The sequence below is a fragment of the Galbibacter sp. BG1 genome (assembly GCF_013391805.1).
Lineage (GTDB): Bacteria > Bacteroidota > Bacteroidia > Flavobacteriales > Flavobacteriaceae > Galbibacter.
The window spans coordinates 2,341,988-2,368,501 of the sequence record NZ_CP058364.1; the positions used below are offsets into that span (position 1 = coordinate 2,341,988).

A 26,514-nucleotide genomic window follows, 5' to 3' on the forward strand; every position below is an offset into this window, starting at 1 on the left:
ATTACCGCATTGCTTTATTTAATATACCCATAACCCCCCGTATAAAAGTAGCACTTGTAAGCACCTTTAAAATAGGGTTCATCCGTGTACTTCTTCTGGAGGTAGTCTTGGAAACCTTTCTTTGCTGTTCCGCCGCTTTTTGTTGGGCTTCTTCTGTTTGCGATTTTTCGATTTTCTGGTTCAGAAGCTCATAAGCACTTTCCCTATCAATAGTTTCGTTATATTTTGGAATAAGAGTCGATTGGTTCAATACTTCTGCGATTTCACGATCTGTTAAAATATCCATTCTGCTCATAGGTGCTCTAAGCATCGTAGCAGCGAGTGGGGTAGGCCTTCCTTTTTCGTCCAAGGCAGAAATTAAAGCTTCCCCAATTCCTAAAGAAGTGAGGACAGCAGCAGTATCATAATAGTGGGATAAAGGATAGTTTTCTGCGGTCAGCTTTATGGCTTTTCGATCTTTGGCCGTAAAAGCCCGAAGTGCATGCTGAATTTTGAGTCCGAGTTGAGACAATACCGCATCGGGCACGTCAGTCGGGTTTTGAGTCACAAAATAGAGTCCGATTCCCTTCGATCGAATGAGTTTTACAATACTTTCTATTTGATCTAGCAAAGCATCTGAGGCTTCATTAAAAATTAAATGAGCCTCATCTATAAAAATAACCAATTCTGGCTGGTCGCTATCTCCTTGTTCTGGGAAAGTGGCATAAACTTCCGCTAGCAAACTCAGCATAAAAGTGGAGAACAGTTTGGGTTTGTCCTGAATATCGGTTAAACGGATGATATTAATGATTCCTTCCCCGTTTTCATTAATTCGTGTTAGATCATCAACCTCAAAAGACTTTTCCCCAAAGAAGAGATCGGCACCTTGCTGCTCCAATTCAATTATTTTTCTAAGAATGGCACCGGTAGAAGCCGTGGAAATCCTTCCGTACTCTTTTTGCAATTCTTCTTTACCTTCCGAAGTGGCATATTGTAATATTTTTTTAAAATCTTTTAGATCCAGTAGGGGAAGTTTATGGTCGTCGCAATATTTAAAAAGCACCGCAACGATACCTTGCTGCGTATCTGTGAGATCTAAAATCCGGGAAAGCAAAACAGGCCCAAATTCAGATACTGTAGCCCTTAACCGAACTCCGCTCTGCACCGACAGGGTCAATATTTCAATAGGTGATTTTCTAGCTTTATAAGGAAATCCAATTTTTTCGTGCCGTTCTATAATTTTAGGATGATTTTCGCCCGCTTGTGCCAAGCCGCTTAAATCCCCTTTTAAATCCATTAACAATACAGGAATCCCTTTTTCTGATAGGTTTTCTGCCAAAATTTGCAGCGTTTTTGTTTTTCCCGTTCCTGTAGCTCCGGCTATGAGTCCGTGCCTGTTTAAGGTTTTCAGGGGAATCTTAACAAAAGCATTGGTAAGAGGTTCTCCGTCCAGCATGGCGGCACCCATATTTATGTAGTCACCTTTGGTTTGGTATCCCTCTTCAATATGTTTAACAAAAGCTTCTTTCGAACTCATAACGAATTAGTTTTCTACTAAAATAGTTGAAAGTTTATTAAGATAAAAACATTGGTTGTGCAGAAAATCAATTAGTTGAAAGAACTGGATGTTCCTATTAAATAGAATTATTGCGTTGCTATTTTAATTAAGATGAGATAAGAATGGTTGAAATATAACATAAAGCCTTTAGATTGTTTGGTGATGTAAGTTTTTGCTGAAAAAATAATACGTAGTTTTACAACTGAAAAGTTCTTTACATACAAATCAATCTAATTACGGTGCTGCCTAAGGTAGAATAATAGGGAATTGTGTGAGAATCACAAGCTGTCGCGCAACTGTAAGTAACCAAACGAGTTTTTATCAATAAATCCACTGTTTTTTAAAATGGGAAGGAGATAAAAATGTTACAAGCCAGGAGACCTGCCAAAATTAAAATGATGATGCTTTCGCGATTGAAGCAATATTCAAGAATTGGTAGCCAAACACCCTGTGGAGAACTTGGTGAATACTGCTATTGATCATTGTTTTAATCTGAAAGCCTGTTAAAAAAGAGCTTTAATGTTTAACAGATTAAAACAGAACAAAATGATTACACAAAACTTAGGGTACCCGCGCATTGGTGCCAAAAGAGAGCTTAAAAAGGCTTGTGAGAAATATTGGTCGGGAACGATCGATATTTCAGAATTACTTCAAGAAGGAGCACAAATTAGAAAACAGAACTGGAAGGAGCAGAAGAACGCAGGAATCGATTTGATCCCTACCAACGATTTTTCCTATTACGATCAAGTATTGGATATGACTTTTGCTGTTGGTGCAATCCCCAACCGTTTTAAAGAGCTTTTTTCAGAAGAAGAAACTCCTTTGGATGTATATTTTGCGTTGGCAAGGGGGTATCAAAAGAATGGCTTCGATATTACTGCCATGGAAATGACAAAGTGGTTCGATACCAATTACCATTATATTGTCCCCGAATTTTATAAAAACCAGACGTTTAGACTTTCTTCCACTAAAATAATAGATGAATATTTAGAAGCTAAGAAATTAGGTGTCAACGCAAAACCAGTGTTAATTGGTCCCGTTTCTTACTTATTATTGGGAAAAGAAAAGGAAGATGGTTTTCATCGGTTAGATCTTATAGAAAACTTGCTTCCAGTTTATGAAGCGATTTTGTCTGAACTGCTTGCAAATGGAGCCGAATATATCCAAATGGACGAACCGTTTTTGGTAATGGATCTTTCTGAAAAAGAAAAGGAAACAATTAAAAATGTCTACCAAAAGATAGCAGAAAAGTTTCCAGATCTTAAAATTATTTTGGCGACCTATTTCGATACGTTAGGAAGCAATACTTCCTTGGTAGTGAATTTACCAGTGGCGGTGCTGCATATAGATTTGGTTCGAGGTAGGGATCAACTAAAAAGCGTTTTGCAAGCGCTACCTTCTTCCTTAAAATTGTCTTTAGGTTTGGTAGACGGAAGGAACATTTGGAAAAACGATTTTAGCGATTCATTGAAAATTATGGAACGCGCTAGAAATGTTTTAGGGACAGATCGATTAATGGTGGCTCCATCAAGCTCTTTGTTGCATTGTCCTTTTGATTTGGACAGTGAGAACGACGAAACCTCACTTCCTAAAGAAATAAAGAACTGGTTGGCATTTTCAAAGCAGAAAATTGAAGAAGTAAGCGTGCTAGCCAAATTAGCTTCAGAAGGGCTAACTTCAGAAAAAATGAAAAAAGCACTTCGTGATAATGAAGACGCAATGTTGTCTAAAAAGAGCTCCCATAGAATTCACAATCCTAAAGTTCAAGAAACCGTAGGTAATATCAGCGAAGTACATTGGAACCGTAAAAGCAGTTTTGTGGATCGCCAATTTTTGCAGAAAGAAAGTTTAAAATTACCTCTATTCCCCACGACTACCATTGGTTCTTTTCCGCAAACCAAAGAGGTTCGTGTTTTGCGTTCTCAACTTAAAAAGGGGGGTCTTTCGCCGCAAGAATACGATAAAGCCATAAAAAGCGAAATTAAAAAAGCCATTCTATGGCAAGAAAATATTGGATTGGATGTACTGGTACATGGAGAGTTTGAGCGTAACGATATGGTAGAATATTTCGGAGAACAGCTAGAAGGGGTGGCATTCACTAAATTTGGCTGGGTACAAAGCTACGGCTCCCGTGCAGTAAAACCACCAATTATTTATGGAGATGTTGACAGACTTTCCCCGATGACGGTAGAATGGACATCCTATGCGCAAAGTTTAACGAATCTACCTGTTAAAGGGATGCTTACCGGCCCCATAACAATTTTGCAATGGTCCTTTGTTAGGAATGATCAGCCAAGGGAGCAAACAGCAAATCAAATAGCGATGGCCATTAGAAAAGAGGTTCAAGACCTTGAAACTGCCGGGATTAAAATAATTCAAATTGATGAGCCAGCCATAAGGGAAGGCTTACCCCTTAAAAAATCCCAGTGGGAAGAATATCTAAGATGGGCGGTCAAAGCATTTAGAATAAGTGCTTCGGGAGTGCAGGATGATACCCAAATCCATACGCATATGTGTTATTCTGAATTCAATGATATCATAAAAAATATTGCAGCCATGGATGCCGATGTTATTACCATTGAAACATCCCGCTCACAAATGGAACTTTTAGATGCTTTTGTTGCTTTTAAGTACCCCAATGAAATCGGCCCGGGGGTTTATGACATTCATTCCCCTAGAGTGCCAAACCAAAAAGAAATGGAAAGTTTATTGGAAAAGGCCGCTTTGTTAATTCCTTTGAAAAATTTATGGGTTAACCCAGATTGCGGACTCAAAACAAGAGGTTGGGAAGAAACCCGCGACGCTCTTTTGGCTATGGTAAAAGCAGCAAAATCATTACGGGAGAAATATCAAGTAGAAGTTTCCTAGCCTAAAAAAAGGATGTTTTAATTGTCTGTCAGAGTTTATTAATACTAAAGATCAATGAAAAAGTATTTACCTGTCCGTCCCTATGGACGGGCAGGCTCTGTACGACAAACAGTGTAAGCTCTAAATTTTAGAATAGCTAATACGGTCGCCTTCCTGTATCTTGAATTCGTTGGCCATACCGGCGTTCAACTCCAAAACATATTGGGCGGGCTTTTTGGAAGGCAATGAAGATTCATTACGTGGTTGGGCATTTTTTACCATGCTTACAATCTTCATTTGGGAATCTATGTAAATGATATCCAAAGGAATGTCGGTGTTTTTCATATAGAAAAAGCGAGGCTTTTCGTCTGGAAAAACAAACAACATTCCTTGGTTTTTATCCATAGAAGTGCGGTACATAAGTCCAGTTTGCCTTTCGTACTCGTTATCGGCTATTTCGATATTTATGTTTTCAATAATTGTAGAATCCCCGCGAGAAATACGCAGTTCCCCTTCTTTGTTAAAGGAAACTTCTTCCGTAATTACTTCTTTCTTATCGTTATTGGTTTCACAGCTTACCAAGGATAAGCACAGGAGAATTAAAAGGAGTAAAATTCTTACCAAGAAATTTATCATGACACTTTTTTTGAAGGTTTAAACATGAGATAAAAACCGATGATTATAAATGGGATACTTAACCATTGTCCGGTGGAAAATAGGCCAAGTTCCGATTCGAATCCGCCTTGCGATTTTTTATAGAATTCAGCAATAAAACGAACCGTCCACGTTAAAACCAACCATAGACCGAACATAAAGCCTATTTTATCTTTTTTGTCGGTTTTCCAGTAGGTATAAAGCAAAGCAACAAACACGATTACATAGCCAAAGGCTTCGTATAATTGCGCAGGATGCCTTGGGAAGGTTTCGCCCAATTGCTTAAAAATAACTCCGTAATCGCTGTTGGTAGGTTTTCCTACAATTTCTGAATTGAAAAAGTTCCCTAACCGCACAAAAACACCGCCAATTGCTACGGGAATGGTAATACGGTCCAAAATCCACAGGACAGGTTTTTTAATTACTTTTTTGCTGTAGATAAACATGGCAATAATTACTCCAATTGCTGCCCCATGACTGGCAAGACCTCTAAAGCCAGTAAATTCGAATTCTGGGCTAAATTTAAAAGGAAGAAAAATACTCAAAGGATCTTCTAAAAACATGCTGGGCTCATAGAATATAAAATGTCCCAAACGCGCTCCAATTAAAATGGAAAGCACCATGTAAATAAACAGGGAATCTAAAGACTCTTCTGACTGATTTTCATTTTGGTAAATCTTTTTCATGAGAAACCATCCCAGGGAAAAAGCAATGACAAACATTAAACTGTAATACCTCAACTGAAAAAATCCTAAATCTAAAAGAATCCCATCTGGATTCCAAGTAATACTCAAAAAGTGCATGCTTGTTTATTTTGAGGTAAATATAGGTATTTGAAGTATTACGGTAAAGATAATTTTAAGGAATAAGGCTAAAGTAGTGTTAAAGGCGATGGCTATAGAATGCAATGGATACACCTTGTTTCATGATGTTTGATGATCGATTTTAACAATTTATGCTTTACTCACATTGGTCTATGCTTTACTCTAGGTGGCTTATGCTGTGCTTCCATTGGTCGATGCTGTCATGCCAACGGCCTGTGCTGTAATTCCAGTTCTCTATGCTGTGGTGTAAATGACTTATGCGATGCTTCTATTGGTTTATGTTTTACTTCAAACGCATATTGCTTTAAATAAATCGGTTGATGTTGCAGTGAAAATGGTCAATGCTTTGTTGGTAGAAGGCTTTACCAAGGAAACAAAGTCTGTTTTTATGGATTTATGGAACAGGGTCGTAACCCGAGCCGCCCCAAGGACCGCAGCTAAGAATTCTTTTTATGGCCAACCAACCTCCTTTAAAAAGACCGTGTTTTTTTAGGGCTTCCAAAGTATACTGGGAACAGGTTGGGGAATACCTGCAAGTCGCTGGCGTAAAAGGCGAAATAGCCGCTTGGTAGAAACGTACTAGAAATATAAATGGCGCTATGAGGATTTTTTTTAGGATCGTTTTATTTGTTTTTTTACTTGTGAATTTTACCAATTGAATTTTTCTTCCCAATCTAATTGCCAAAAGCATTTTAGATAGTCAGGAGTGCATGGTTTTAAAAATTAGTTTCCGCCGTACCTGATTTAACCGAAATAAATTTATACTTTTTCTTGTAATGATTTTATTTCATCGCGTAAACGGGCAGCTTCCATAAAATCCAATTCTTTGGCTGCTTTTTCCATGGCCTTGCGTTTGTCCCGAATGATCTTCTCTATTTTTTCCTTCGGAAGGTATTCCAATTCTGGTTCTGCCGCTTGCCGCGCAGCTTCTTTCTCCAATTGATATGTGGAAATAGAATTTTTGGCCAAAGCGCTATCTAGATTTTTCTTTAAAGCTTGCGGGGTTATATTGTGTTTTTTGTTGTAACTAATTTGCTTTTCACGACGGTAATTTGTTTCATCAATAGTTTTTTGCATGCTATCGGTAATTTTATCGGCATACATAATAGCTTTTCCGTTGAGGTTTCTTGCAGCACGTCCCACCGTTTGTGTCAACGAGCGGTTACTTCTTAAAAAACCTTCTTTATCGGCATCCAAAATAGCTACTAAGGAAACTTCCGGCAAATCCAATCCTTCCCTTAGCAAATTCACTCCAATAAGTACATCGAACAAACCTTTACGCAAGTCTTGCATAATTTCCACACGTTCCAGCGTGTCTACATCGCTATGAATGTAGCGGCAACGCACTTGAATTCTCGTGAGGTACTTGGTAAGCTCTTCTGCCATTCTTTTGGTTAGCGTGGTTACCAAAATACGCTCGTCCCTTTCTACCCGTTGATGGATTTCTTCCACCAAATCGTCTATTTGGTTTTCGCTTGGGCGAACTTCTATGATGGGATCCAAAAGTCCTGTAGGGCGAATTACTTGCTCCACATACACTCCGCCACTTAATTGAAGTTCGTAATCTGCAGGTGTGGCAGAAACATACAATACTTGATTTTGCAAGGCTTCAAATTCTTCAAACTTTAACGGTCGGTTGTCCATGGCCGCTGGGAGTCGGAATCCGTATTCCACCAAATTTTCCTTTCTACTACGGTCCCCACCATACATGGCATGTACCTGTGGGATGGTTACGTGACTTTCATCTACGACCATTAAATAATCATCTGGAAAATAATCGAGTAGACAGAAAGGGCGGGTGCCCGGTTGCCTTCCGTCGAGGTAACGGGAATAATTTTCAATTCCACTGCAGTATCCCAATTCACGAATCATTTCTAAGTCAAAATTGGTGCGCTCTTCCAATCGCTTTGCTTCCAATGGTTTTCCAACCTCACGAAAATAATCAATCTGTTTTACCAAGTCATCTTGTATTTGGTGAATGACATTTTGCAAAACATCCGGTGAGGTTACAAACATATTGGCAGGGTAGATGTTCAGTCGGTCATACTTCTCCAAAACTTTATTGGTATTCGGGTCAAAAGCTTCGATTTCTTCAATCTCATCGCCAAAAAAATGAATGCGAAACGCATCATCGGCGTAGCTGGGATATACATCTACCACATCTCCCTTTACCCGAAAACTACCATGAGTAAATTCTGCCGTGGTCCTGGCGTACAAACTCTGTACAAGCCGATGTAGCAATTTGGTTCTGGAAATTACTTGATCCCTTTGAATGGAAATAACATTTTTTTGGAATTCCATCGGGTTTCCAATACCATATAAGCAGGAAACCGAAGCGACTACCAAAACATCCCTACGCCCAGATAGGAGGGAAGAGGTGGCACTCAACCTAAGTTTTTCAATTTCGTCGTTAATGGAGAGGTCTTTTTCAATATAGGTTCCAGTAACCGGGATATATGCTTCCGGCTGATAGTAATCATAGTACGAAACAAAATATTCTATGGCATTGTCGGGGAAAAATTGCTTAAACTCCGAATACAGCTGTGCCGCCAAGGTTTTATTATGCGCCAATACCAAAGTAGGGCGCTGTACCTCCTCGATAACATTGGCTACAGTAAAGGTTTTTCCCGATCCTGTAACTCCCAAAAGCGTTTGGTATTTCTCGTTGGTTTCAACGCCATTGGCCAGTTCCTTAATGGCATTGGGTTGGTCTCCTGTAGGCTTGTAATCTGATTTTATTTTGAATCGCATCCTACAAATTTAACAAACAATCTGCTAGTTTGTTCTTTATGTTTTGTGAAAGTTTTAAGGGTCAAGCTGTTATTTTTCAATGGTATTTTACTTCTGAAAAAACTCCTTAAATGAAGGGAGAACAAGATCTTTTTCTGAAACGATGTGGGCAGTTTCCGGTAATTCCCAGTCGATATTTAGAGTTTCATCATTGTAAATAATGCCTCCCTCTGACTCTTTGTTGTAGAAATTATCGCACTTATAGGCAAACTCCGAAGTATCGCTTAAGGTTATAAAACCATGACCAAACCCTCTGGGAATAAACATTTGTTTTTTATTTTCTGCGGAAAGCCTTACCGCAACGTGCTGGCCAAATGTGCTAGAACTTTCCCTTAAATCTACGGCAACATCTAAAACTTCTCCTTGCAGAACCCTTACCAATTTGGCTTGGGCATATTCATTTTTTTGAAAATGAATGGCACGGATGACCCCTTTTTTAGAAAATGACTGATTGTCTTGCACGAAGTTGATGGTCAAACCCGTTTTTTGTTGAAAATCAGCTTGATTAAAGCTTTCAAAAAAATAGCCTCTATCATCGTGAAATACTTTTGGTTCTAAAATGAAACAGCCTTGGAGTTTGGTTTCTTGAATTGTCATCAATCAGTTTTAATTATAAAATTGAAAATTGTAAAGTTATAGATAAATCCACAATGTTAAAGTATCATTTTAAATACCGTAAAGTTGTTTGTCGCCCATCTTTCGGGACTGCTATTCAAACTTAATAGACTTGGCCGGAGAGATTTTTGTAATGATATAGGACGGAATGAGTAACATAAGCATGCATAACAGCAATACACCTATATTAAGGATTACCACATGCATGGGATTTATATATACCGGAGCTTGGGACACATAATAAGTAGAGGCGTCCAACGAAATAAAGCCAAATTTTTCTTGTAAGAAAAGAACCCCGAGTCCAATTAAATTCCCCCAAAACAAACCGATAATAATAAGGTAAGCCGCATTGTACAGGAATATTTTTCTAACACTCCAATTGCTGCTTCCCAGACCTTTTAGGAGCCCGATCATTTGCGTACGTTCCAAAATTAAAACCAACAAAGCGGTAATCATATTAATACCTCCTACAATTATCATAATCCCAATAATTATTGCAATATTGAAATCGAATAGGGCGAGCCATTCGAAAATGGTGTAATACTTTTGGGCAATGGTTTGGGAGTCTAATGTGGAAAGTGTTACGCCATAAATTTCCCTGCCTTTTTGCTCAATTTGGTCGAAATCGTCTATAAAAACTTCAAAAGTTCCTACTTCGTCATCTTCCCATCGATTCATACGTTGAATATGGCGCAAATCTGTAAAAATATAATTGGCATCAAAATCTTGAAAACCACTATCGTAAATACCAACAATTTTAAATTTAATTTGGTTCGGGATGTCGCTCACATCTTGTTTTAAGAAAAAAGCCCAAAATTCATCCCCAACTTTAAACTGCAAACGGTTGGCCAAATATCTGGAAATAAGAACTTCTTCATTTCTTTTTTGGGAATAATCGGGTAGGCGGCCTTCCACTAGAAAATCTTTAAAAGGTTCCCAATTATAGTCAGCTCCAACACCTTTGGCAATAATCCCTTCAAAAGTATTTTCCGTTCTTATAATTCCCCCTTTTGTGGCAACTGCCTGCACATGGTTTATTCCATCTATGGTTTTAAACTCTGGATAGAAATCTTGGTGAATGGAAATAGGATTTACGGAAACATCTGAAGTGTTGTTATCGTAATTGTAAATTTGAATATGACCGTTAAAAGCGGCAATCTTTTCCCGTATTTTACGTTGTAGGCCAACGCCGGTTGCAATGGCAATCAACATCATAATAACCCCAAGGGCAATTGCAGTAATTGCAATTTTTATAATTGGTGCCGATATACTACTTTTATGCTCTTTGCCCTTGATAAGGCGTTTGGCAATAAAATATTCTAAATTCAAACTATTACGATACTTTATGAGTTTCAAAAATACATTTTTATTATTGTTTTTTGTAGTGATTTCCTGCGGGAATGGCAATCAGCAAAAAAAAGAGTTGGTAACAGAGCCCAAAAATCCTTCGGAAGAAAAAATTGTGGTAGGCGCCAATAGAGTGGAAAAATATTTGCCTTTATTGAAAAACAAGCGGGTAGGTATTGTGGCAAACCAAACTTCTGTTATTTTTAAGAAAGATGGCGGGTTTACCCATCTTGTAGATTCTTTAAAAAATTTAAAAGTAGATATAAAGAAAATATTTTCACCAGAACACGGTTTTCGGGGGAAAGCTGATGCTGGGGAATTGGTGGAAGGGAATAAAGATGTTAAAACCGGACTCGAAGTAGTATCGCTTTACGGAAAACATAAAAAACCTGCACCGGGACAATTAAAGGATCTCGATGTGGTTATATTCGATATTCAAGATGTTGGTGTTCGTTTTTATACTTATACATCTACCTTACATCTTGTAATGGAAGCCTGTGCAGAAAATAACGTTCCAGTAATAGTTCTGGATCGTCCCAATCCGAATGCAAGCTATATTGACGGTCCCACTTTAGAACTTGCACATGCGAGTTTCTTGGGCAAAGTACCAATTCCTTTGGTATATGGACTCACCATTGGGGAATATGGAAAGATGTTAAATGGAGAAAAATGGCTGGAAAATGGAGTTCAGTGTAAGCTTACCGTTATACCCAATAAGAATTACACCCATGAGTCTTCCTATAGTTTGCCCATTAGACCTTCCCCAAATTTGCCTAATAACCAATCGATAGCACTATATCCCAGTTTAGGTTTTTTTGAAGGAACCAATATAAATGCGGGGAGAGGGACAGAATTTCAATTTCAAAGATATGGAGCACCTTGGCTGAATAAAGAATTATTTACGTTTCAGTATACTCCTAAACCCAATTTTGGATCGAAAGATCCTAAACATAATGGGGAAATTTGTCATGGCGAAGATTTAAGCGGAATTAAGCCCCCGAAAAAGGTTAATTTAGAATGGCTGATAAAAGGTTACAAAGGGACAAAAGATAAATCTTCCTTTTTTAAGGATGCTTCTTTTACACTGCATGCAGGCACCGAAAAATTGAGAAAGCAACTAGAAGCGGGGATGACCAGCGAAGAAATCCGTGCAACTTGGAAAAGCGATTTGGATGCCTTCAACAAAATCCGGGAGAAATATCTAATCTACAATTGATGGGTTTTTAGCTAAAAGATATTCTGTGAAGCAAAAAGCTTTATTATCAAGGCCACTATTCAAACTTAGCGCCTTTGGGTGCTCGGTACTCAGAGAAAGGAATTTTTAAAAGTTTTCCAATATGAGTGTTGGAATCAACATCGGGATAGGTATCTACGCCATATTTTAAATCTTCATTTCTCATTTTAGAGAAGGTTCCAAAAACACGATCCCAAATGGAAAAAATATTTCCGTAGTTACTATCGGTATATGGTAAAACGTAATGGTGATGTACTTTGTGCATGTCTGGGGAAACTATAACCCAACTTAAAATATTGTCAACTGTTTTGGGTAATCTAATGTTGGCGTGGTTAAACTGCGAAAATACAACCGAAAGGGATTGATATAGTAAAACAACCCCAATGGGTACGCCCCCAATAAAAACGCCCAAAACTGTAAATACAAACCTTATTACGCTTTCCCCGGGGTGGTGTCTGTTGGCAGTGGTTGTATCTACATGGTTATCGGTATGATGAATTAAATGAAACATCCAAAGCGGTTTTATTTTGTGTTGAACCCAATGTGCCCACCAAGCTCCAATTAAATCCATAATCATTAAGCCTAATAAAATAGCAGCCCAAAGTGGTAAATCGAACCACTGTAGTATTCCAAATTTCTGGGTTACCACCCAATCGCTCGTTTTTAAAAGTATAAATGCGAGCACGAAATTAACTACAATGGTAGTTAAGGTAAAAAAGATATTGGGCCAAGCATGTTTGAATTTTTTATACTGAAATTTAAATAGGGGTAAGCCATATTCCAGCAACCAGAAAAAAGTAATTCCCGAAATTAAAATCAAACTTCTGTGCGAAGAAGGAATTGTTTCAAAGTAATTAATTAGTTTTTCCATGCCTACAAGATACAAATATTTCGAATTATTTTTTTGGCAATTCGAATTCAGAAATATCTTAAGTAAGGCTTATAAAAAACTTTCGGCCGAATATTATTTGGGCAATCTCGATTTCATTGCTTCCACAATATTATAAGCTGCGGGACAAATAGCCGTGTTTTTAATGGTAAGATTTCCTATCTGGTGAAATTTTTTCCTATCGGTATGTGGATATTCCCGGCATGCTTTTGGTCGTACTTCGTAGATTAAACAATAATTATCTTCTGCTAGAAATGTACAGGGTACTTCTTTTAAAACATGATCGTTGTCCTCATCAACCCTTAGGTAAGTTTCTACAAATTGTTGCGGTTTCATTTTAAAATGCTTGGAAATACGTTCAATATCGGCATTTGTAAATAAAGGTCCGGTTGTTTTGCAACAGTTGGCGCAAGTGAGGCAATCCGTTTTTTCAAACTCTTCCTCATGGAGTTCCTGCATAACATAATCCAAATCCTTAGGCGGCTTTTTTCTTAGTTTTGCAAAGTACTTCTTGTTTTCGGCCTTTTTATCGTTGGCCAATTGTGGGAGTTGTTTTAAAAAATCTTCCATCATCGCTGTTTCCTGAAAGGCAAAATTACAAAACCCTAGCTACAGGTTGCTTAAATATCAGTAATAATTGTATTAAACACTCCAACTGCAATAAATTACACAGTAACTTTGCCGCTAGACTAAGAAAAAGGATTGGTATAGATGAAAGATATTTTTGGAAAAGCATTAAGGGATTATTACAATGGAAATTTTTCAGAAGAAATTCTTACGGAAACCTCCATATCTGAAGAAGATGAGCTGCCGCTCTCGTATCTTTTTCGCGAGTATACCGATATGCCCAAACTGGAAAAAAAGGCACTTCAACTTGCTAAGGGAAGAATATTGGATGTTGGCTGTGGAGCAGGGAGTCATTCTTTATACCTTCAAAACGAAAAGAAACTGGAGGTAACTGCTCTGGATATTTCTGAAGGCGCTATCGAGGTCTGTAAAAATCGGGGTATACAAAAAACACTTCAAACCGATGTTTTTCAACTTAAAAATAAAAAATTTGATACCATTTTAATGCTTATGAATGGCACCGGGATTTTCGGGAATTATAAAGAAGTTCCTGGCAAATTAAAGCACTTGAAACAACTATTAAATGAAAACGGACAAATACTAATAGACTCTTCAGATATTATTTACATGTTTGATGATGACGAAGATGGCGGGAAATGGGTGCCCATGGATGGCGACTATTACGGCGAAGTAACTTACACTCTAAAATACAAAGGCGAAACCGAAACGTCTTCGTGGCTCTATTTGGACTTTAACACGTTAAAGAATCTGGCAGAAATGGCTGGATTGCAATGTGAATTGATTGCTGAAGGCAGCCATTATGATTATTTAGCGAGGCTTACTTAAAGCGTGGAAGGCTATTTATTAAAAACTAAATTATTAGAATTCGGTTGAAATGGTTGTTAAAAAATGAGAGAAGGTATTACAGATCTGCCACATTTTTTTTTGCCGAATCAAATTCAGAAATTAGATTTTCCACAATTTTTGAGACGGGTAAAATATCGTGTATGAGTCCGCTTATTTGACCTATTTCCAATTCCCCTTCTTCCAAATCTCCTTCGAACATTCCTTTTTTTGCCCTTGCTCTGCCTAAAAGTTCCACAAGTTCTTCTTTCGTTGTTCCTTTTGCGTATAGTGATTGGATATCCTCAAAAAACTTGTTTTTTATAAGACGCACTGGAGCCAATTCTTTTAAGGTGAGTTGGGTGTCACCCTCTTTTGCATCTACTACTTTTTGTTTAAAATTGATGTGGGAAGAAGCTTCTTCACTGGCTACAAACCTACTGCCTATCTGCACGCCATCTGCACCGAGTACCATTGTTGCCAGCATTCCCTCGCCAGTAGCAATACCTCCTGCAGCAATGAGGGGAACGGATATTTGTTCCTTAACCATAGGGGTAAGGGTAAGGGTAGTTGTTTCATCCCGTCCGTTATGCCCACCGGCTTCAAAGCCCTCTGCAACCACGGCATCTACCCCGGCCTCTTGGGCTTTTAATGCAAACTTTACGCTACTTACCACGTGTACCACAGTAATACCGTGCGATTGCAAATGGGAAGTCCATGTTTTCGGGTTACCGGCGGATGTAAAAACAATTTTAACCCCTTCAGCAATAATAATGTCCATTACTTTATCGATGTTTGGATAGAGTAGTGGAACGTTTACCCCAAAAGGCTTATCGGTAGCTTTTTTGCATTTCTGAATATGTTCCCTTAACACCTCGGGATACATAGATCCAGCGCCAATTAAACCAAGAATGCCTGCATTTGAAGCTGCCGAAGCCAATCGCCAACCACTAGCCCAAACCATTCCTGCTTGTACAATAGGATATTTAATATTGAAAAGTGAGGTTATTTTGTTTTGCATCCTCAAATATAAAAAAGATTTGCTCTCTATGTGAACTTAAGGTTTAACAGTTTCTGGTAAGTCGTCTTAGCCAAATTGAAGTGATAAGCAATACAGCTCTAATTATGGATTGAAAAGAATGAGCGGCTTGACCTCCTTACAAAAACCAGATTTTTATAAAAGTGTACTTAAGTAATGTTTTAATTATCCAATGACTCCAGAACCTACAAGCTCATCATCTAAATAGAAAGCAACAAATTGTCCTTCGGTTATGGCACTTTGCGGTTGCTCGAAATCTACATACAACCCGCCTTCAACTTTATGTAGCGTAGCCGATTGTAATGGTTGACGGTATCTTATTCGCGCCATCACTTCCATAGATTCATCTGCTTTTAGGGCTAAATCTTCGCGTACCCAATGCAATTCATCATTGGTAACAAAAAGTGCTTTACGATATAATCCTGGATGATCTTTTCCTTGCCCAGTATAAATAACGTTCTCTTCCACATCGGTTTCTATTACAAACAGTGGCTCTGCAGTACCTCCAACAGCGAGCCCTTTGCGCTGGCCTTTAGTAAAATAATGCGCTCCTTGATGTTTTCCTACTATTTCACCATCGGTAGTCGCATAGGTGAATTTTTGGGCATTATATGCCAATTCATCCTCTTTGTTATCAAAGTTGGCCGCTTTTTTCTTTTGCAATACTTTTTCAGCAGCAACTTCGATGATCTTCCCTTCTTTCGGTTTTAATTTTTGTTGAAGGAACTCAGGCAGTCGTACTTTTCCTATAAAACATAATCCTTGGGAATCTTTTTTTTCTGCGGTTATCAAATTGTTTTCCGCCGCAATTTTTCTTACTTCAGGTTTTGTTAGTTCTCCAATGGGGAACAGGGTTTTGCTGAGCTGCTCTTGAGAAAGTTGGCATAAAAAGTAAGATTGATCTTTGTTTTTATCAACTCCAGCCAATAAACGATGTACGGCTTTTCCATCTTTTTCAATAGTTTCTTTTCGGCAATAGTGACCAGTGGCCACATAGTCTGCGCCAAGGTCTAATGCAATCTTTAAGAACACATCAAATTTTATTTCTCGGTTGCAGAGAACGTCTGGATTTGGAGTGCGGCCCCTTTCGTATTCGTTAAACATATAGTCCACAATACGTTCTTTATATTGTTCGCTTAGATCTACAGTTTGGAAAGGAATCCCTAGTTTTTCGGCAACAATTAATGCATCGTTGCTGTCTTCCAGCCAAGGACACTCATTAGATATGGTCACAGAATCATCATGCCAGTTCTTCATGAATAGGCCAATAACCTCATAGCCTTGTTCCTTTAAAAGGTAGGCTGTTACACTAGAATCTACTCCTCCAGATAGACCAACTATTACTCGCTTCATATTATTGACTTATAAAATGCAAAATTACAAAATTCATGGAAGCTTTTAGTCGTCTGTTTAACAGAAGGCTTTCAGTAGAATCGATGAAAAGTTATTTTTGTTTAATTGTTTAACAATTGTATTAAAATTGATAAACATCATATTTTACCGGAGAATAACTTTGTTTTGACTTTAAATCCACTGATTATGAATGTTAAAATAAAATTTGAGCATTGTTAAAATAAGTTAATAATTCTTTTTTGTTTAATCTTTAGATTATTTTAGTTCAACAATATTTAAACATATTCACTTTATTAACACAAAAAATAATCAAGAAATGAAAACAATCATCCATTTAAAAAAATTTGTTTTTGTCGCATTACTTCTCGTAGGAGCAGTATCTTGTTCTGATGACGACGATGGTAACATGACACCACCAGATCCTGAATTAACAATTACTGAAACTGCAGCAACAGATCCTGATTTAACAACTTTAGTAGCTGCATTGTCGCGTACAGGACTGGATGCAACCTTAAACCAAGAAGGAACTTTTACTGTTTTAGCACCTACCAACCAAGCTTTTGTAGATTTGGGAGTAGATTTAGCCTCCATTTCTGATGCCGATTTGGAAAATATATTATTGAACCATGTATTTGGGGAGGTATTGTTGGCAGCAGATTTAAGTACTTCTTATAAATCAACATTAGCCATGGGACCCAATGAAACTATGGTGAGTATGTTTATTAACACAGATGATAACGTAGAATTTAATGGTGTTTCGTCGCCAATTGCGACTGATATTACCGCTACTAATGGCGTTATTCATAAAGTAGATGGAGTTTTAACTATTCCTTCTGTTAGAGATCATGCGTTGGCAAATCCTAACTTTTCCATTTTAGTAGAAGCTTTGGAAAGATTTGGAGACCAATATACCGGACTACTTGATGGAACAGAAGGTTCTCCTTTTACCGTATTTGCACCTACTAATGAAGCTTTTGCGAATCTTTTAGACATGCTAGGAGCAGAGTCTTTAGATGGTATTGATGATGAAACATTGGAAGCCGTTTTAACATACCATGTAGTTGCTGGAGCTAATGCCACTTCTGGAGCTTTAACTGATGGACAAATGGTTAGTACTGCATTAGGAGAAGACTTAACCATTGGAACTGCAGATGGAGGGGTTCAAGTTATGGACGCTACTGAAGTTGATGCCAATGTTATCGCTGCAGACGTACAAGCTGGAAACGGTGTGATTCATGCCATCGATAAAGTATTATTGCCACAAGTAGTATTGGATGCTATGAATCCAACTATTGCCGGTTTCGTATCGATGAATGATGATTACTCTTCTTTACTAGCAGCCGTACAGAAAGCTGGTTTAGTGGAAACATTAAGTGCGGAAGATGCTGAATTAACAGTATTTGCACCTAATAATGCTGCTTTTGCGGCTTTCTTGGAAGCTAATTCTTTTGCTTCTTTAGACGATGTTCCAGAAGACGTTTTAACTCAAGTACTTTTAAACCACGTAATCGCAGGGGAAGTAATGTCTGGAGATTTATCAACAATGTATGGCAGTACTATGGCCACTAATGCAGATGGAGATAACTTAAGTTTATATATAAATACTGATGATGGGGTAATGTTAAATGGAGTTTCTACCGTTACAGCAGCCGATATCGAGGTTAGTAATGGAATTATTCATGCTGTAGATGCCGTTATAGGTTTACCCACAGTAGTGACTTTTGCAACCGCAGATGCTAACTTTTCATCCTTGGTGGATGCATTAGTTGCAGCAGATACCGATTTTGTAAGTGTTTTATCTGGGACAGAAAATGCACCTTTTACAGTGTTTGCACCTATCAACTCAGCATTCGACGAATTACCCGCAGTGCCATCAGAGCCAACATTAAGTGCTGTGTTGAGTCACCACGTAATTGCTAATGCTAATCTTAGATCGTCAGATCTTTCAGATGGAGCAATGGCAACTTCCTTGGAAGGGGATGATATTACGGTGACAATTCCTGGTGCCGATGATAATATTGCACAATTAACAGATGGTTCTGGAAATACTGGAATTCAAGTAATTGCAGTAGACGTACAGGCTACAAATGGAGTTATCCATGCAGTAAACAAAGTATTGATTCCAGATACTACTAATTAGTAAGTATACGCTTATTCATTATATCATTGCTTTTAAAAGAGCTTTTCATATCGAAAAGCTCTTTTTTATTTGATATGTTAAAAAAAAACATATATTTACTGCACCAAATTTTAGAAACCATGTTAAAACAAAACCTAAGCTTAAAAGCGCTTGTGCTTTTATGTATGCTAGCTTGCTCCTTAATAGCATGTAGCGATTCTTCCAGTGATGAAGGGGAAGACGGTCAAGACCCAATCGTTTCAACAGATGTTAGTCTTTTTACCTATCTAAGTAGTGAAACCAAATACAGTGTATTGGTGGAAGCTATTGAACAAGTGGGCTTTCAAAATGCGCTCAATGCAGACGGTGCTGGCTCTTATACTTTTTTTGCGCCTACCAACGATGCTTTTAATGCCTATTTAAAGGAGAATAACATCAGTAGTGTTAAGAATATTCCTACGAACACGCTTACCCAGATTATTTACAACCATATGCTAAGTGGGAAAGAAAAGTTTGCCAATGAAATAGCTGAAGGTTATAACAAAACACAAGCAAAGCAATTCCCATCACAAGCGAATATCGATCTATTTGTCTCTAAGGCCAATGATGCATTTACTATAAATGATGGTGTTTTGGTTACCAAAGCGAATATCGATGTAAACAATGGGATTATCCATGAAGTTAATAAGGTGATTAAGCGTGCTACTTTGGCAACATTCCTAAAGGTCGATCCAGCTTTCGGGCAGCTTTACGATGCCTCAAAACAATTTAACGAAGAGATTTACGAAAAAATTAATGATATAACAGCAGAGATCACTTTATTTATCCCTAACGAAAAAGCGTTTGGTGAAATACCGTCACTGCCTTTTGCTGAAATGGATCAAACATTACGTTATCACATTATTGATGGTAAAGTAGTAACATCCTCAAAAATTCAAAATAATGCTACTGTAGCTACTTGGCAGGGCACAAACATTACTACAAATACCGGTAGCAGTGTTACCATAAAAGATGCTAAGGGAGAAACCGCTACTGTGGTTGCAAAAGATTTTGTGGCTTGGAACGGTGTAGCTCATGTAATAGATAAAGTGCTTTTATATAAGTAATACATATCTAAAAAGAATTTTTAAGATGGCCGTTTAAATATTTTTAAGCGGCCATTTTTTTATAAATAGTTTTACCTCACTTCCTTTACCATTGTTTGTTTCTCAAAATTACTTTTCGGGGCCTCACATAAAGAGCAATGGTAGTCAGCTGGAAGTTGTTCGAATGTTGTATTCTTTGAAATATCTTGAGTAAGATCGCCGTATAGCGGATCGTAGATGGTAAGGCAATCCATACATTGATATACTTCGGTTTGTACTTCCTTTTTTTGTTCCATGACCTCTTTCTTCGGTTCCTCCTGTTCTTCACCCAAATGTTCAAAATACATTTTGCTAAGCTCCATTAATAACACAGGGAGTTCAACTTTATCGATATCTTGAACGTGGGTAATATATTCAAGAGTGTTCGGATCGAAATTTTTGGCATAAAGCAAATTATAGGTATCCCGTATTTTAAAATCGCCCGCTACTTCTGGTTTTTTATTTTTTTCAATAACGATGGAAGTAAAATAATAGGCTTTTTTGGTGTAATCGGTTATCCCAAAGGTGAGTCCGTAAGTACTGATATCATTTTGGTCAAAATTGGAAACCAAGTATTTTTTCAGTTTTAGGGCTTCCTTATTGGCAACAGGCAAATGCCAATTTAATTCTAGCATGGAGTGGCGAACATTAATTCCTCTCTTGCCGAGGAATTTTTCCCATTTTAATTTGTATTCCGTTTGTATCCCTTTTATTATAAAAGATTTCCAAGGCGTAATGCAAATTTTTCCAATTTTACATTCCGCACATAAATCGCACATGGCTTTTAAGAAATCAAGATCATATTTGTTATTTCTCCAATACAACCCTAGCCAATATTTATCAGAACCCATCCTATTCATTCCTTCATAATAGGGAAATGGATGAAAGGGGATTTTTAGCGTACTGTCAACTGTCCTGCAATTAGTGTCGATGGCATCGTTAACAAGTTCGAAAACCATTTCCACAGTTTCCGGCTCTTCCTGTAAGATCTGTTCTATGGCCAGAGAGACCTTAGAGATGTCCCAGCTATAAATTAGCACAGGATAAGTGGTAGAATGGTGCCATTGCGGAAGACGTATATTTAAATACCAGTAATCTTCATAGGAAGAAGCAATAAAATTTAAATGGCCTGTATACAACGGTACCAATCTTTGTTTGGGATCGGAAATATTTATTTTTAATGTTGGATGATGTCTAAATTGTTCTAAAATATATAAATACCTATCTCCCGTAAGCCAAGATGTTTTCGGAAAAATATCTGCCGATACATAAGAACATACAATGTTTTCTGTCCCCTTTTCGTTCGGGGCAATCCATTCTAAGTCGTTGAAATTGGAAATATCCTCTTTGGCTATTTCTTTTGAGAAAAGAATATCTTGGCGGGATCCAAAACTAATGGTTTTTAATCCAGAATTTTCTGCTGCCATTGCAATGGATTTAAGTTCCCCAGGAGACAAAACCCCGCCCTTAACTATAAGTCTATTCAATTCTTTTTTCATATCAATTCATTTTTAGGCAGGAACACTACTGTTGTTTAAAATTTCCCGAACTTCTGTTTTACAGCTACCACAACCTAATCCGGCCCCAGTTTGTTTGCAGAGCTGTGTAAAGTCACCACAGCCCTGGCTAATAGCTTCCTCTATGTTTCCGGCACCCACTTGACTGCAGGAACAAACCAGCTTACCAATTACAGGTTTGGCTTGAGTGCTTCCCCGTAGCAGCGTATTTCTTTTATCAGAAAGCTCTATTTTGCCCTCTATCATTTCTTTGAACTCCGCGAATTCATTTTTATCGCCCATTAAGATCGCTCCAATGAGAAGATCGTCTTTTACGATGCATTTTTTATAATATCGTTTGCTAACATCAGTAAAAATAATTTCTTCAAAACTTGCATCGTTATCGGGAACATTAATATCTCCTATGCTACATAAATTCAGGTCGTTGAATTTTAAGATGTTCATAAGAACCGATCCCTTATAATTACTGCTAACATCTCCAGCCATAAAATTAGCGAGTACATTTGCTTGTTCTTCTGCTGCGGAAGTGATTCCGAAAAGCTGATTGTTGAACTGTGCAATTTCCCCAATAGCAAATACAGAAGCATCAGACGTTTGTAAATGTTGATTTACTTTGATGCCTTTTCCACATTCTATCCCGGCTTGTTTTGCTATTTCCATATTTGGTCTGGTACCAATAGCGTAAACAATGGCATGGGCATTAAAAGTTTTTCCGCTTTTTAGGGTTATGGAAAGATCGTTTTGCTCTTCATCATCGAAAACGGTGCTTACTTCATTATCAAAATAAATTTGCACTCCTCTTTCTTGAACATCTAAAGCCAAAAGCTTGCTGGAAATTTTGTCCAATTGGCGTTCCATTAAGCGTGAAGATCGCTGTACAATGGTAATTCTCACTCCTTGGTGTTTGAGTGCTGCAGCCAATTCCAAACCTAAAAGTCCGCCACCCACAATAACCACGTGTTGTTCTTCTACCGGAAGCTGTGTATTTTCTAAGTGCTTTTTAAAAGCATCAGCATCTGTTTTATTTCGTAGCGTAAATCTACCGGGCAGATCTAGTTGAACATCTTTTGGTACGAAAGCCCGGCTGCCGGTGGCTAGAATAAGTTTGTCGTAATTATGTAATTTGCCAGAGCTGTCTTCTATGGTTTTAGCTTTTTTATCAATTTTTTTTACCGAAGTGGCTCCGTGAAGTTCAATTCTGAGTTTCTCCAGTTCAAGTGACTTTATTTTTTGAAGTTCTTGCCAGGAAAGCTCTTCCGTAACGTATTCTGGAAGGAGTACCCTATTGTAAAAGGGGTGTTCTTCTTGTGAAAACACATGGATTTCATCGGAAGCATTGTGTTCCCGGTAGTTTTGTACAAATCGGAATGCCGCTGCTCCAGCCCCTACGATCATAATTTTCTCTTTTCCTTTTTTATATTTTGAAACCGATACAGCCGTAAACTTAAAATCGGGTTCTTTCGATTGCGGATCTACAATAGTATTGGTAAGGTTATTGGCACGGTTGAGGTCGCTTTTTAAAATTTTCCCCCAATGCATAGGAATAAAAACGACTCCTTCGCGAACCGCATCCGTGACGTTGCAACGGAGTCTTACCGTTCCATTTCTACTCTTTATTTCTGCGATATCTCCATTTTTTAGATAGTATAAATAAGCATCCACTGGATTGATTTCCAATAGAGGAGTAGGGTAGTGGGTGTGCAAGCGGGAAACTTTTCCCGTTTTGGTCATGGTATGCCATTGATCGCGTACCCTTCCTGTTGTAAGGATAAGTGGATAGGTGCTATCGGGCTGAATGGAAGCATTTTCGGTGCTGTAAGGAACATTGAAAATAGCTTTCTGGGAAGGGGTGTAGAACTTTTTATCTTCAAATAGGCGTTTGGTACCGGCGTGTCTGTATGCTGGGACCGGCCATTGTATAGTGCCTTTGGTTTTAAGTCGGTCGTAGTTTAAAAAGGAAATATCGATGTTGGTGCCTTTCGTCATAGCACAGTATTCTTGGTATATTTCTTCCGTAGCATTGTAATTAAAACCTCTGTACCCCATTTTGTTGGCAAAATCGCATAAAATCTCTACATCTGGGCGTGCCTCGCCTGGGGCGTTTATCGCTTTGGGTAAATACGAGATTCGCCTTTCGGAGTTGGTCATGGTTCCTTCTTTTTCCAACCAGGCAGCGGCAGGCAGTAATAAGTCGGCAAGTTTTGTGGTATCAGACTTGTGGGAGATATCTTGTACCACCACAAATTTGGCATTTTTTAAGGCCTTTTCAACCCTTCTTGCGTTGGGCATACTTACCAAAGGATTGGTACAAACAATCCACACGGCTTTTAATTTTCCTTTTTCAAGGGCATCGAACATTTCTGTGGCGGTATATCCCGGCTTTCCGGAGATCCCGTTTACGCCCCAAAATTGTGCTACTTCTTTTCGGTGTTCTTCGTTTAGTAAGTTTTTATGTACAGCTAATAAATTGGCCATTCCGCCAACTTCACGACCGCCCATGGCATTTGGTTGGCCAGTTAATGAAAAAGGGCCCGAACCGGGTTTGCCAATTTGCCCAGTTATTAGCGATAAATTTAAGAGTGAGAAATTTTTATCGGTACCTACCACACTTTGATTAAGCCCCATGGCCCACATACTTATAAAGCCTTCAGCAAGCCCAATCATATCAGCCGCTTTTTTGATTTCATTTTCTGAAATCCCACAAATTTTAGCTGCTTTTTTTAGGGAAGTGCCCAAAATTTGTTCTTTGTATTTCTGAAAGTTTTCAGAATGGTTTTTTATAAAATTATAATCTATTAAACCCCGCTCCAACAAGCGTCTTCCAATGGCATTGTAGAGCGTAATATCGGTTCCAGGGATAATTTGCAGGTGTAAATCGGCAAACTTGGCAGAATCGGTTTTTCTTGGATCTACGACAATTATTTTTACATTCGGATTCGCTTCCTTGTGTTTTTCTATCCTTCGGAAGAGAATAGGATGGCAAAAAGCAGGATTGGCGCCTGCAATTAAGAAGCAATCTGCTAATTCAATATCGTCGTAGGCAATAGGAACAGAATCTTCCCCAAATGTTTTTTTGTAGCCCACTACAGCCGAGCTCATGCATAGGCGTGAGTTGGTATCGATGTTGTTGGTGCCAATAAAACCTTTAACAAGTTTATTGGCAATATAGTATTCCTCGGTTAAACACTGCCCTGAGACATAAAAACCTACACTGTCTGGGCCGTGTTTTTTAATAATGGATTTGAAAACGGAAGCTGCCCTTTCCATGGCCGTATCCCAAGATACACGCTCTTTTGGATGTGATTTGCTCCACCGCATTTCAGGGTACAAAATTCTGTCAGAAGTATCGTTGGCTACATAATGTAAGTTCATCCCTTTTGAGCAAAGCATCCCTTTGTTTACGGGATGGTCTTTATCGCCTTCCACCGTAACTTTATTTTGCGCGTCTTTTTTAACTACAATTCCGCAGCCGACACCGCAATATGAACAGGTTGTTTTTACTTCTTCTTTCAACATGGAATCTTCTTTTTTTGCTCTTGAATTTTAAATTGTAAACAGAGCTCCTTGTAAATTGCACATTTTTTCAGTCAATTAAAACAGGGAGCTCCAATTATTAAGGATGTCTAATTTTTAGGCCAATGTGATTTATACATTCGCAATTTTAATTCAAAATTGTTATCCATTTGCGGCAACCAATTTCCCTGTGGTCTGTCTCATTTCTTCTTGAGCAATCTTTTCGTCTTGTGTAGAGAATCGAATGGCCAAAGCACATATTCCAGTAACAACAACTAGCATCCCAATCATTAAATATCCGCTGGATACAGCATTTGCAGCAGCTTCCGACTGTGCTGCCTTAATAACCGCTTCTCCCAATCCTTGATTTTCTGCAATGGCTGCTTTTTCAGCTACGGCAGATTTGGATTTTAAGAGCAATGCCGCCAAAAATGCTCCCACATTACCTCCTGCACCTACAATTCCAGAGATCGAGCCAATCGCTTTTTTATTTATAAAAGGGACTACGGAAAAAGTGGCACCTTCTGCCATTTGGGTAGATAAACTAAAGGCTACTAAGAATATTATACCGGCAATTAGGCTGGTCATTGTTGAAAAAACGGTAAGCATAATACCTTCCACTGTTAAAATGGCCACAAGGAAAAGTACACGCCCGCGTAACCCTTTTAATTTTCCGAAGCGATCTCCAAAGAAGCCTCCAAGTGTTCTAGCAAATATGTTCATTAGCGCAAAGGATAATACGATATTTCCTGCGGTGAGCCTATCGAGTTGAAATGTGTTTTGAAGGTAATCGTCCATGGTTCCATAAACAGTGAGTTCTATCCCAAAACAAGCAGCATACACTATAAATAGAATCCACACTCGGTAGTCTTTAATAGCTTCTAAGAATCCAACTTCATCTTTTTTTGTGTTAGGTACTTTTTTACCTTTTTCCTTGAGTTCTTTTATATTTCCTTCAGGAGTGTCTTGCGTAAAGAAGTAGTATACGAGTCCCATTAAAAAACAAGAAGTTCCGGCAATAACCATGGCATAGCGCCAGGCTTCGGATTCTGCCACACCAAAACTAATTACGGCAGCGGCAATTAACGGCATTCCCAATCGATTTGCACCTCCGCCCAAATTTCCCCAACCTGCAGAAGTAGCGTTGGCGGTTCCAACAATATTGGAAGCGAACATGAGGGAAGTATGCACTTGGGTAATTACAAAAGATGCCCCTATAAAACCAATAAGGAATCTACATATTAAAAACTGAAATGGCGTTTGTGCCAAACCACTTAAAATAACAGGAATAGCGCCCAAGAGCAGTAGCCAGGTATAGCATAGGCGTGGGCCATATTTATCACATAATTTTCCAATTAATAATCTAGCAAAAACAGTTCCGGTAACAGCTAGGATAACCGAATTCCATTTTTGGTCTGGTGTTAATCCCAATTCTTTAACCACGTCTGGCATGAAGGGGACAATCCCGAACCAGGAGAAAAAACAGAGGAAAAAGGCAAGGGAGGAAATCCAAAAGGTTCTCATAGGAACACTTTTAAAATCGGTGAGGTTTAGTTTGGTTGCTTTAGTTGTTGCTGTTGTCTTCATTTTTAAAAATTTATAGTTTTAGTTGGGTAACCGAGCATTCGGCGGGTAGCAATTATTATAATACCCATGTAAATACGCATTATAATACTTAAATTTCCGAACTTAAAATTAAGTA

General features: G+C 38.3%; 19 protein-coding genes and 1 riboswitch. Of the genes, 5 read left to right on the plus strand and 14 right to left on the minus strand.

The window, feature by feature from the left end:
• Position 1: 1 nt before the first annotated feature.
• Positions 2 to 1,516, minus strand: a complete 1,515-nt coding sequence (locus HX109_RS10340; protein ID WP_178951694.1) for a helicase HerA-like domain-containing protein — start codon at positions 1,514 to 1,516, stop codon at positions 2 to 4.
• 241 nt (positions 1,517 to 1,757) lie between these two features.
• Positions 1,758 to 1,941, plus strand: a riboswitch (cobalamin riboswitch).
• A gap of 142 nt (positions 1,942 to 2,083) precedes the next feature.
• On the opposite strand from HX109_RS10340, the gene metE reads away from it, so the two are divergent.
• On the plus strand, positions 2,084 to 4,405 hold the full coding sequence (gene metE, locus HX109_RS10345) for a 5-methyltetrahydropteroyltriglutamate--homocysteine S-methyltransferase (protein ID WP_178951696.1): 2,322 nt from the start codon (positions 2,084 to 2,086) through the stop codon (positions 4,403 to 4,405).
• Between the two features lie 120 nt (positions 4,406 to 4,525).
• On the opposite strand, the gene HX109_RS10350 is transcribed toward metE, so the two are convergent.
• The 6 genes from HX109_RS10350 to HX109_RS10375 form a co-directional block, all read right to left on the minus strand.
• The gene (locus HX109_RS10350; protein WP_178951698.1) at positions 4,526 to 5,020 is read right to left on the minus strand and encodes a DUF192 domain-containing protein; all 495 of its coding nucleotides are present in this window, start codon (positions 5,018 to 5,020) and stop codon (positions 4,526 to 4,528) included.
• Positions 5,017 to 5,841: a prolipoprotein diacylglyceryl transferase gene (gene lgt / locus HX109_RS10355; protein WP_178951700.1), complete on the minus strand. Its 825-nt coding sequence runs from the start codon at positions 5,839 to 5,841 to the stop codon at positions 5,017 to 5,019. Before lgt ends, HX109_RS10350 begins: the two co-directional genes overlap by 4 nt.
• Positions 5,842 to 6,256: 415 nt before the next feature.
• Positions 6,257 to 6,481, minus strand: coding sequence for a membrane protein insertion efficiency factor YidD (gene yidD, locus HX109_RS10360; RefSeq protein ID WP_220399491.1), 225 nt, complete (start codon positions 6,479 to 6,481; stop codon positions 6,257 to 6,259).
• Positions 6,482 to 6,621: 140 nt separating this feature from the next.
• Positions 6,622 to 8,613: an excinuclease ABC subunit UvrB gene (gene uvrB, locus HX109_RS10365; protein ID WP_178951704.1), complete on the minus strand. Its 1,992-nt coding sequence runs from the start codon at positions 8,611 to 8,613 to the stop codon at positions 6,622 to 6,624.
• A gap of 87 nt (positions 8,614 to 8,700) precedes the next feature.
• On the minus strand, positions 8,701 to 9,249 hold the full coding sequence (gene rfbC / locus HX109_RS10370; RefSeq protein ID WP_178951706.1) for a dTDP-4-dehydrorhamnose 3,5-epimerase: 549 nt from the start codon (positions 9,247 to 9,249) through the stop codon (positions 8,701 to 8,703).
• A gap of 111 nt (positions 9,250 to 9,360) precedes the next feature.
• Complete coding sequence (locus HX109_RS10375; RefSeq protein ID WP_178951708.1) at positions 9,361 to 10,596, minus strand: ABC transporter permease; 1,236 nt, start codon at positions 10,594 to 10,596, stop codon at positions 9,361 to 9,363.
• Positions 10,597 to 10,612: 16 nt separating this feature from the next.
• On the opposite strand from HX109_RS10375, the gene HX109_RS10380 reads away from it, so the two are divergent.
• Positions 10,613 to 11,830, plus strand: a complete 1,218-nt coding sequence (locus HX109_RS10380) for an exo-beta-N-acetylmuramidase NamZ domain-containing protein (protein WP_178951710.1) — start codon at positions 10,613 to 10,615, stop codon at positions 11,828 to 11,830.
• Positions 11,831 to 11,885: 55 nt separating this feature from the next.
• Here HX109_RS10380 and HX109_RS10385 read toward each other — a convergent pair whose 3' ends face one another.
• Together HX109_RS10385 and HX109_RS10390 are read right to left on the minus strand one after the other, a co-directional pair.
• Positions 11,886 to 12,719, minus strand: a complete 834-nt coding sequence (locus HX109_RS10385; protein ID WP_178951711.1) for a sterol desaturase family protein — start codon at positions 12,717 to 12,719, stop codon at positions 11,886 to 11,888.
• Positions 12,720 to 12,812: 93 nt separating this feature from the next.
• A complete protein-coding gene (locus HX109_RS10390) occupies positions 12,813 to 13,307 on the minus strand; it encodes a YkgJ family cysteine cluster protein (RefSeq protein ID WP_178954154.1) in 495 nt (164 codons plus the stop codon).
• A 141-nt stretch (positions 13,308 to 13,448) separates the two neighbouring features.
• On the opposite strand from HX109_RS10390, the gene HX109_RS10395 reads away from it, so the two are divergent.
• On the plus strand, positions 13,449 to 14,150 hold the full coding sequence (locus HX109_RS10395) for a class I SAM-dependent methyltransferase (RefSeq protein WP_178951713.1): 702 nt from the start codon (positions 13,449 to 13,451) through the stop codon (positions 14,148 to 14,150).
• Positions 14,151 to 14,226: 76 nt separating this feature from the next.
• On the opposite strand, the gene HX109_RS10400 is transcribed toward HX109_RS10395, so the two are convergent.
• Both HX109_RS10400 and mnmA read right to left on the minus strand, forming a co-directional pair.
• On the minus strand, positions 14,227 to 15,168 hold the full coding sequence (locus HX109_RS10400) for an NAD(P)H-dependent flavin oxidoreductase (RefSeq protein WP_178951715.1): 942 nt from the start codon (positions 15,166 to 15,168) through the stop codon (positions 14,227 to 14,229).
• A gap of 183 nt (positions 15,169 to 15,351) precedes the next feature.
• Positions 15,352 to 16,539, minus strand: a complete 1,188-nt coding sequence (gene mnmA, locus HX109_RS10405; protein WP_178951717.1) for a tRNA 2-thiouridine(34) synthase MnmA — start codon at positions 16,537 to 16,539, stop codon at positions 15,352 to 15,354.
• Positions 16,540 to 16,855: 316 nt separating this feature from the next.
• Here mnmA and HX109_RS10410 point away from each other — a divergent pair, with 316 nt between their 5' ends.
• Together HX109_RS10410 and HX109_RS10415 are read left to right on the plus strand one after the other, a co-directional pair.
• The gene (locus HX109_RS10410; protein ID WP_178951719.1) at positions 16,856 to 18,679 is read left to right on the plus strand and encodes a fasciclin domain-containing protein; all 1,824 of its coding nucleotides are present in this window, start codon (positions 16,856 to 16,858) and stop codon (positions 18,677 to 18,679) included.
• 119 nt (positions 18,680 to 18,798) lie between these two features.
• On the plus strand, positions 18,799 to 19,764 hold the full coding sequence (locus HX109_RS10415; RefSeq protein WP_178951721.1) for a fasciclin domain-containing protein: 966 nt from the start codon (positions 18,799 to 18,801) through the stop codon (positions 19,762 to 19,764).
• A gap of 71 nt (positions 19,765 to 19,835) precedes the next feature.
• On the opposite strand, the gene HX109_RS10420 is transcribed toward HX109_RS10415, so the two are convergent.
• The 3 genes from HX109_RS10420 to HX109_RS10430 form a co-directional block, all read right to left on the minus strand.
• The gene (locus tag HX109_RS10420; RefSeq protein ID WP_178951723.1) at positions 19,836 to 21,281 is read right to left on the minus strand and encodes a rubredoxin; all 1,446 of its coding nucleotides are present in this window, start codon (positions 21,279 to 21,281) and stop codon (positions 19,836 to 19,838) included.
• A 12-nt stretch (positions 21,282 to 21,293) separates the two neighbouring features.
• A complete protein-coding gene (locus HX109_RS10425; RefSeq protein ID WP_178951725.1) occupies positions 21,294 to 24,815 on the minus strand; it encodes a nitrate reductase in 3,522 nt (1,173 codons plus the stop codon).
• A gap of 159 nt (positions 24,816 to 24,974) precedes the next feature.
• Entirely contained in the window at positions 24,975 to 26,399 is a 1,425-nt protein-coding gene (locus tag HX109_RS10430; RefSeq protein WP_178951727.1) for an MFS transporter, read from the minus strand.
• Positions 26,400 to 26,514: the final 115 nt, after the last annotated feature.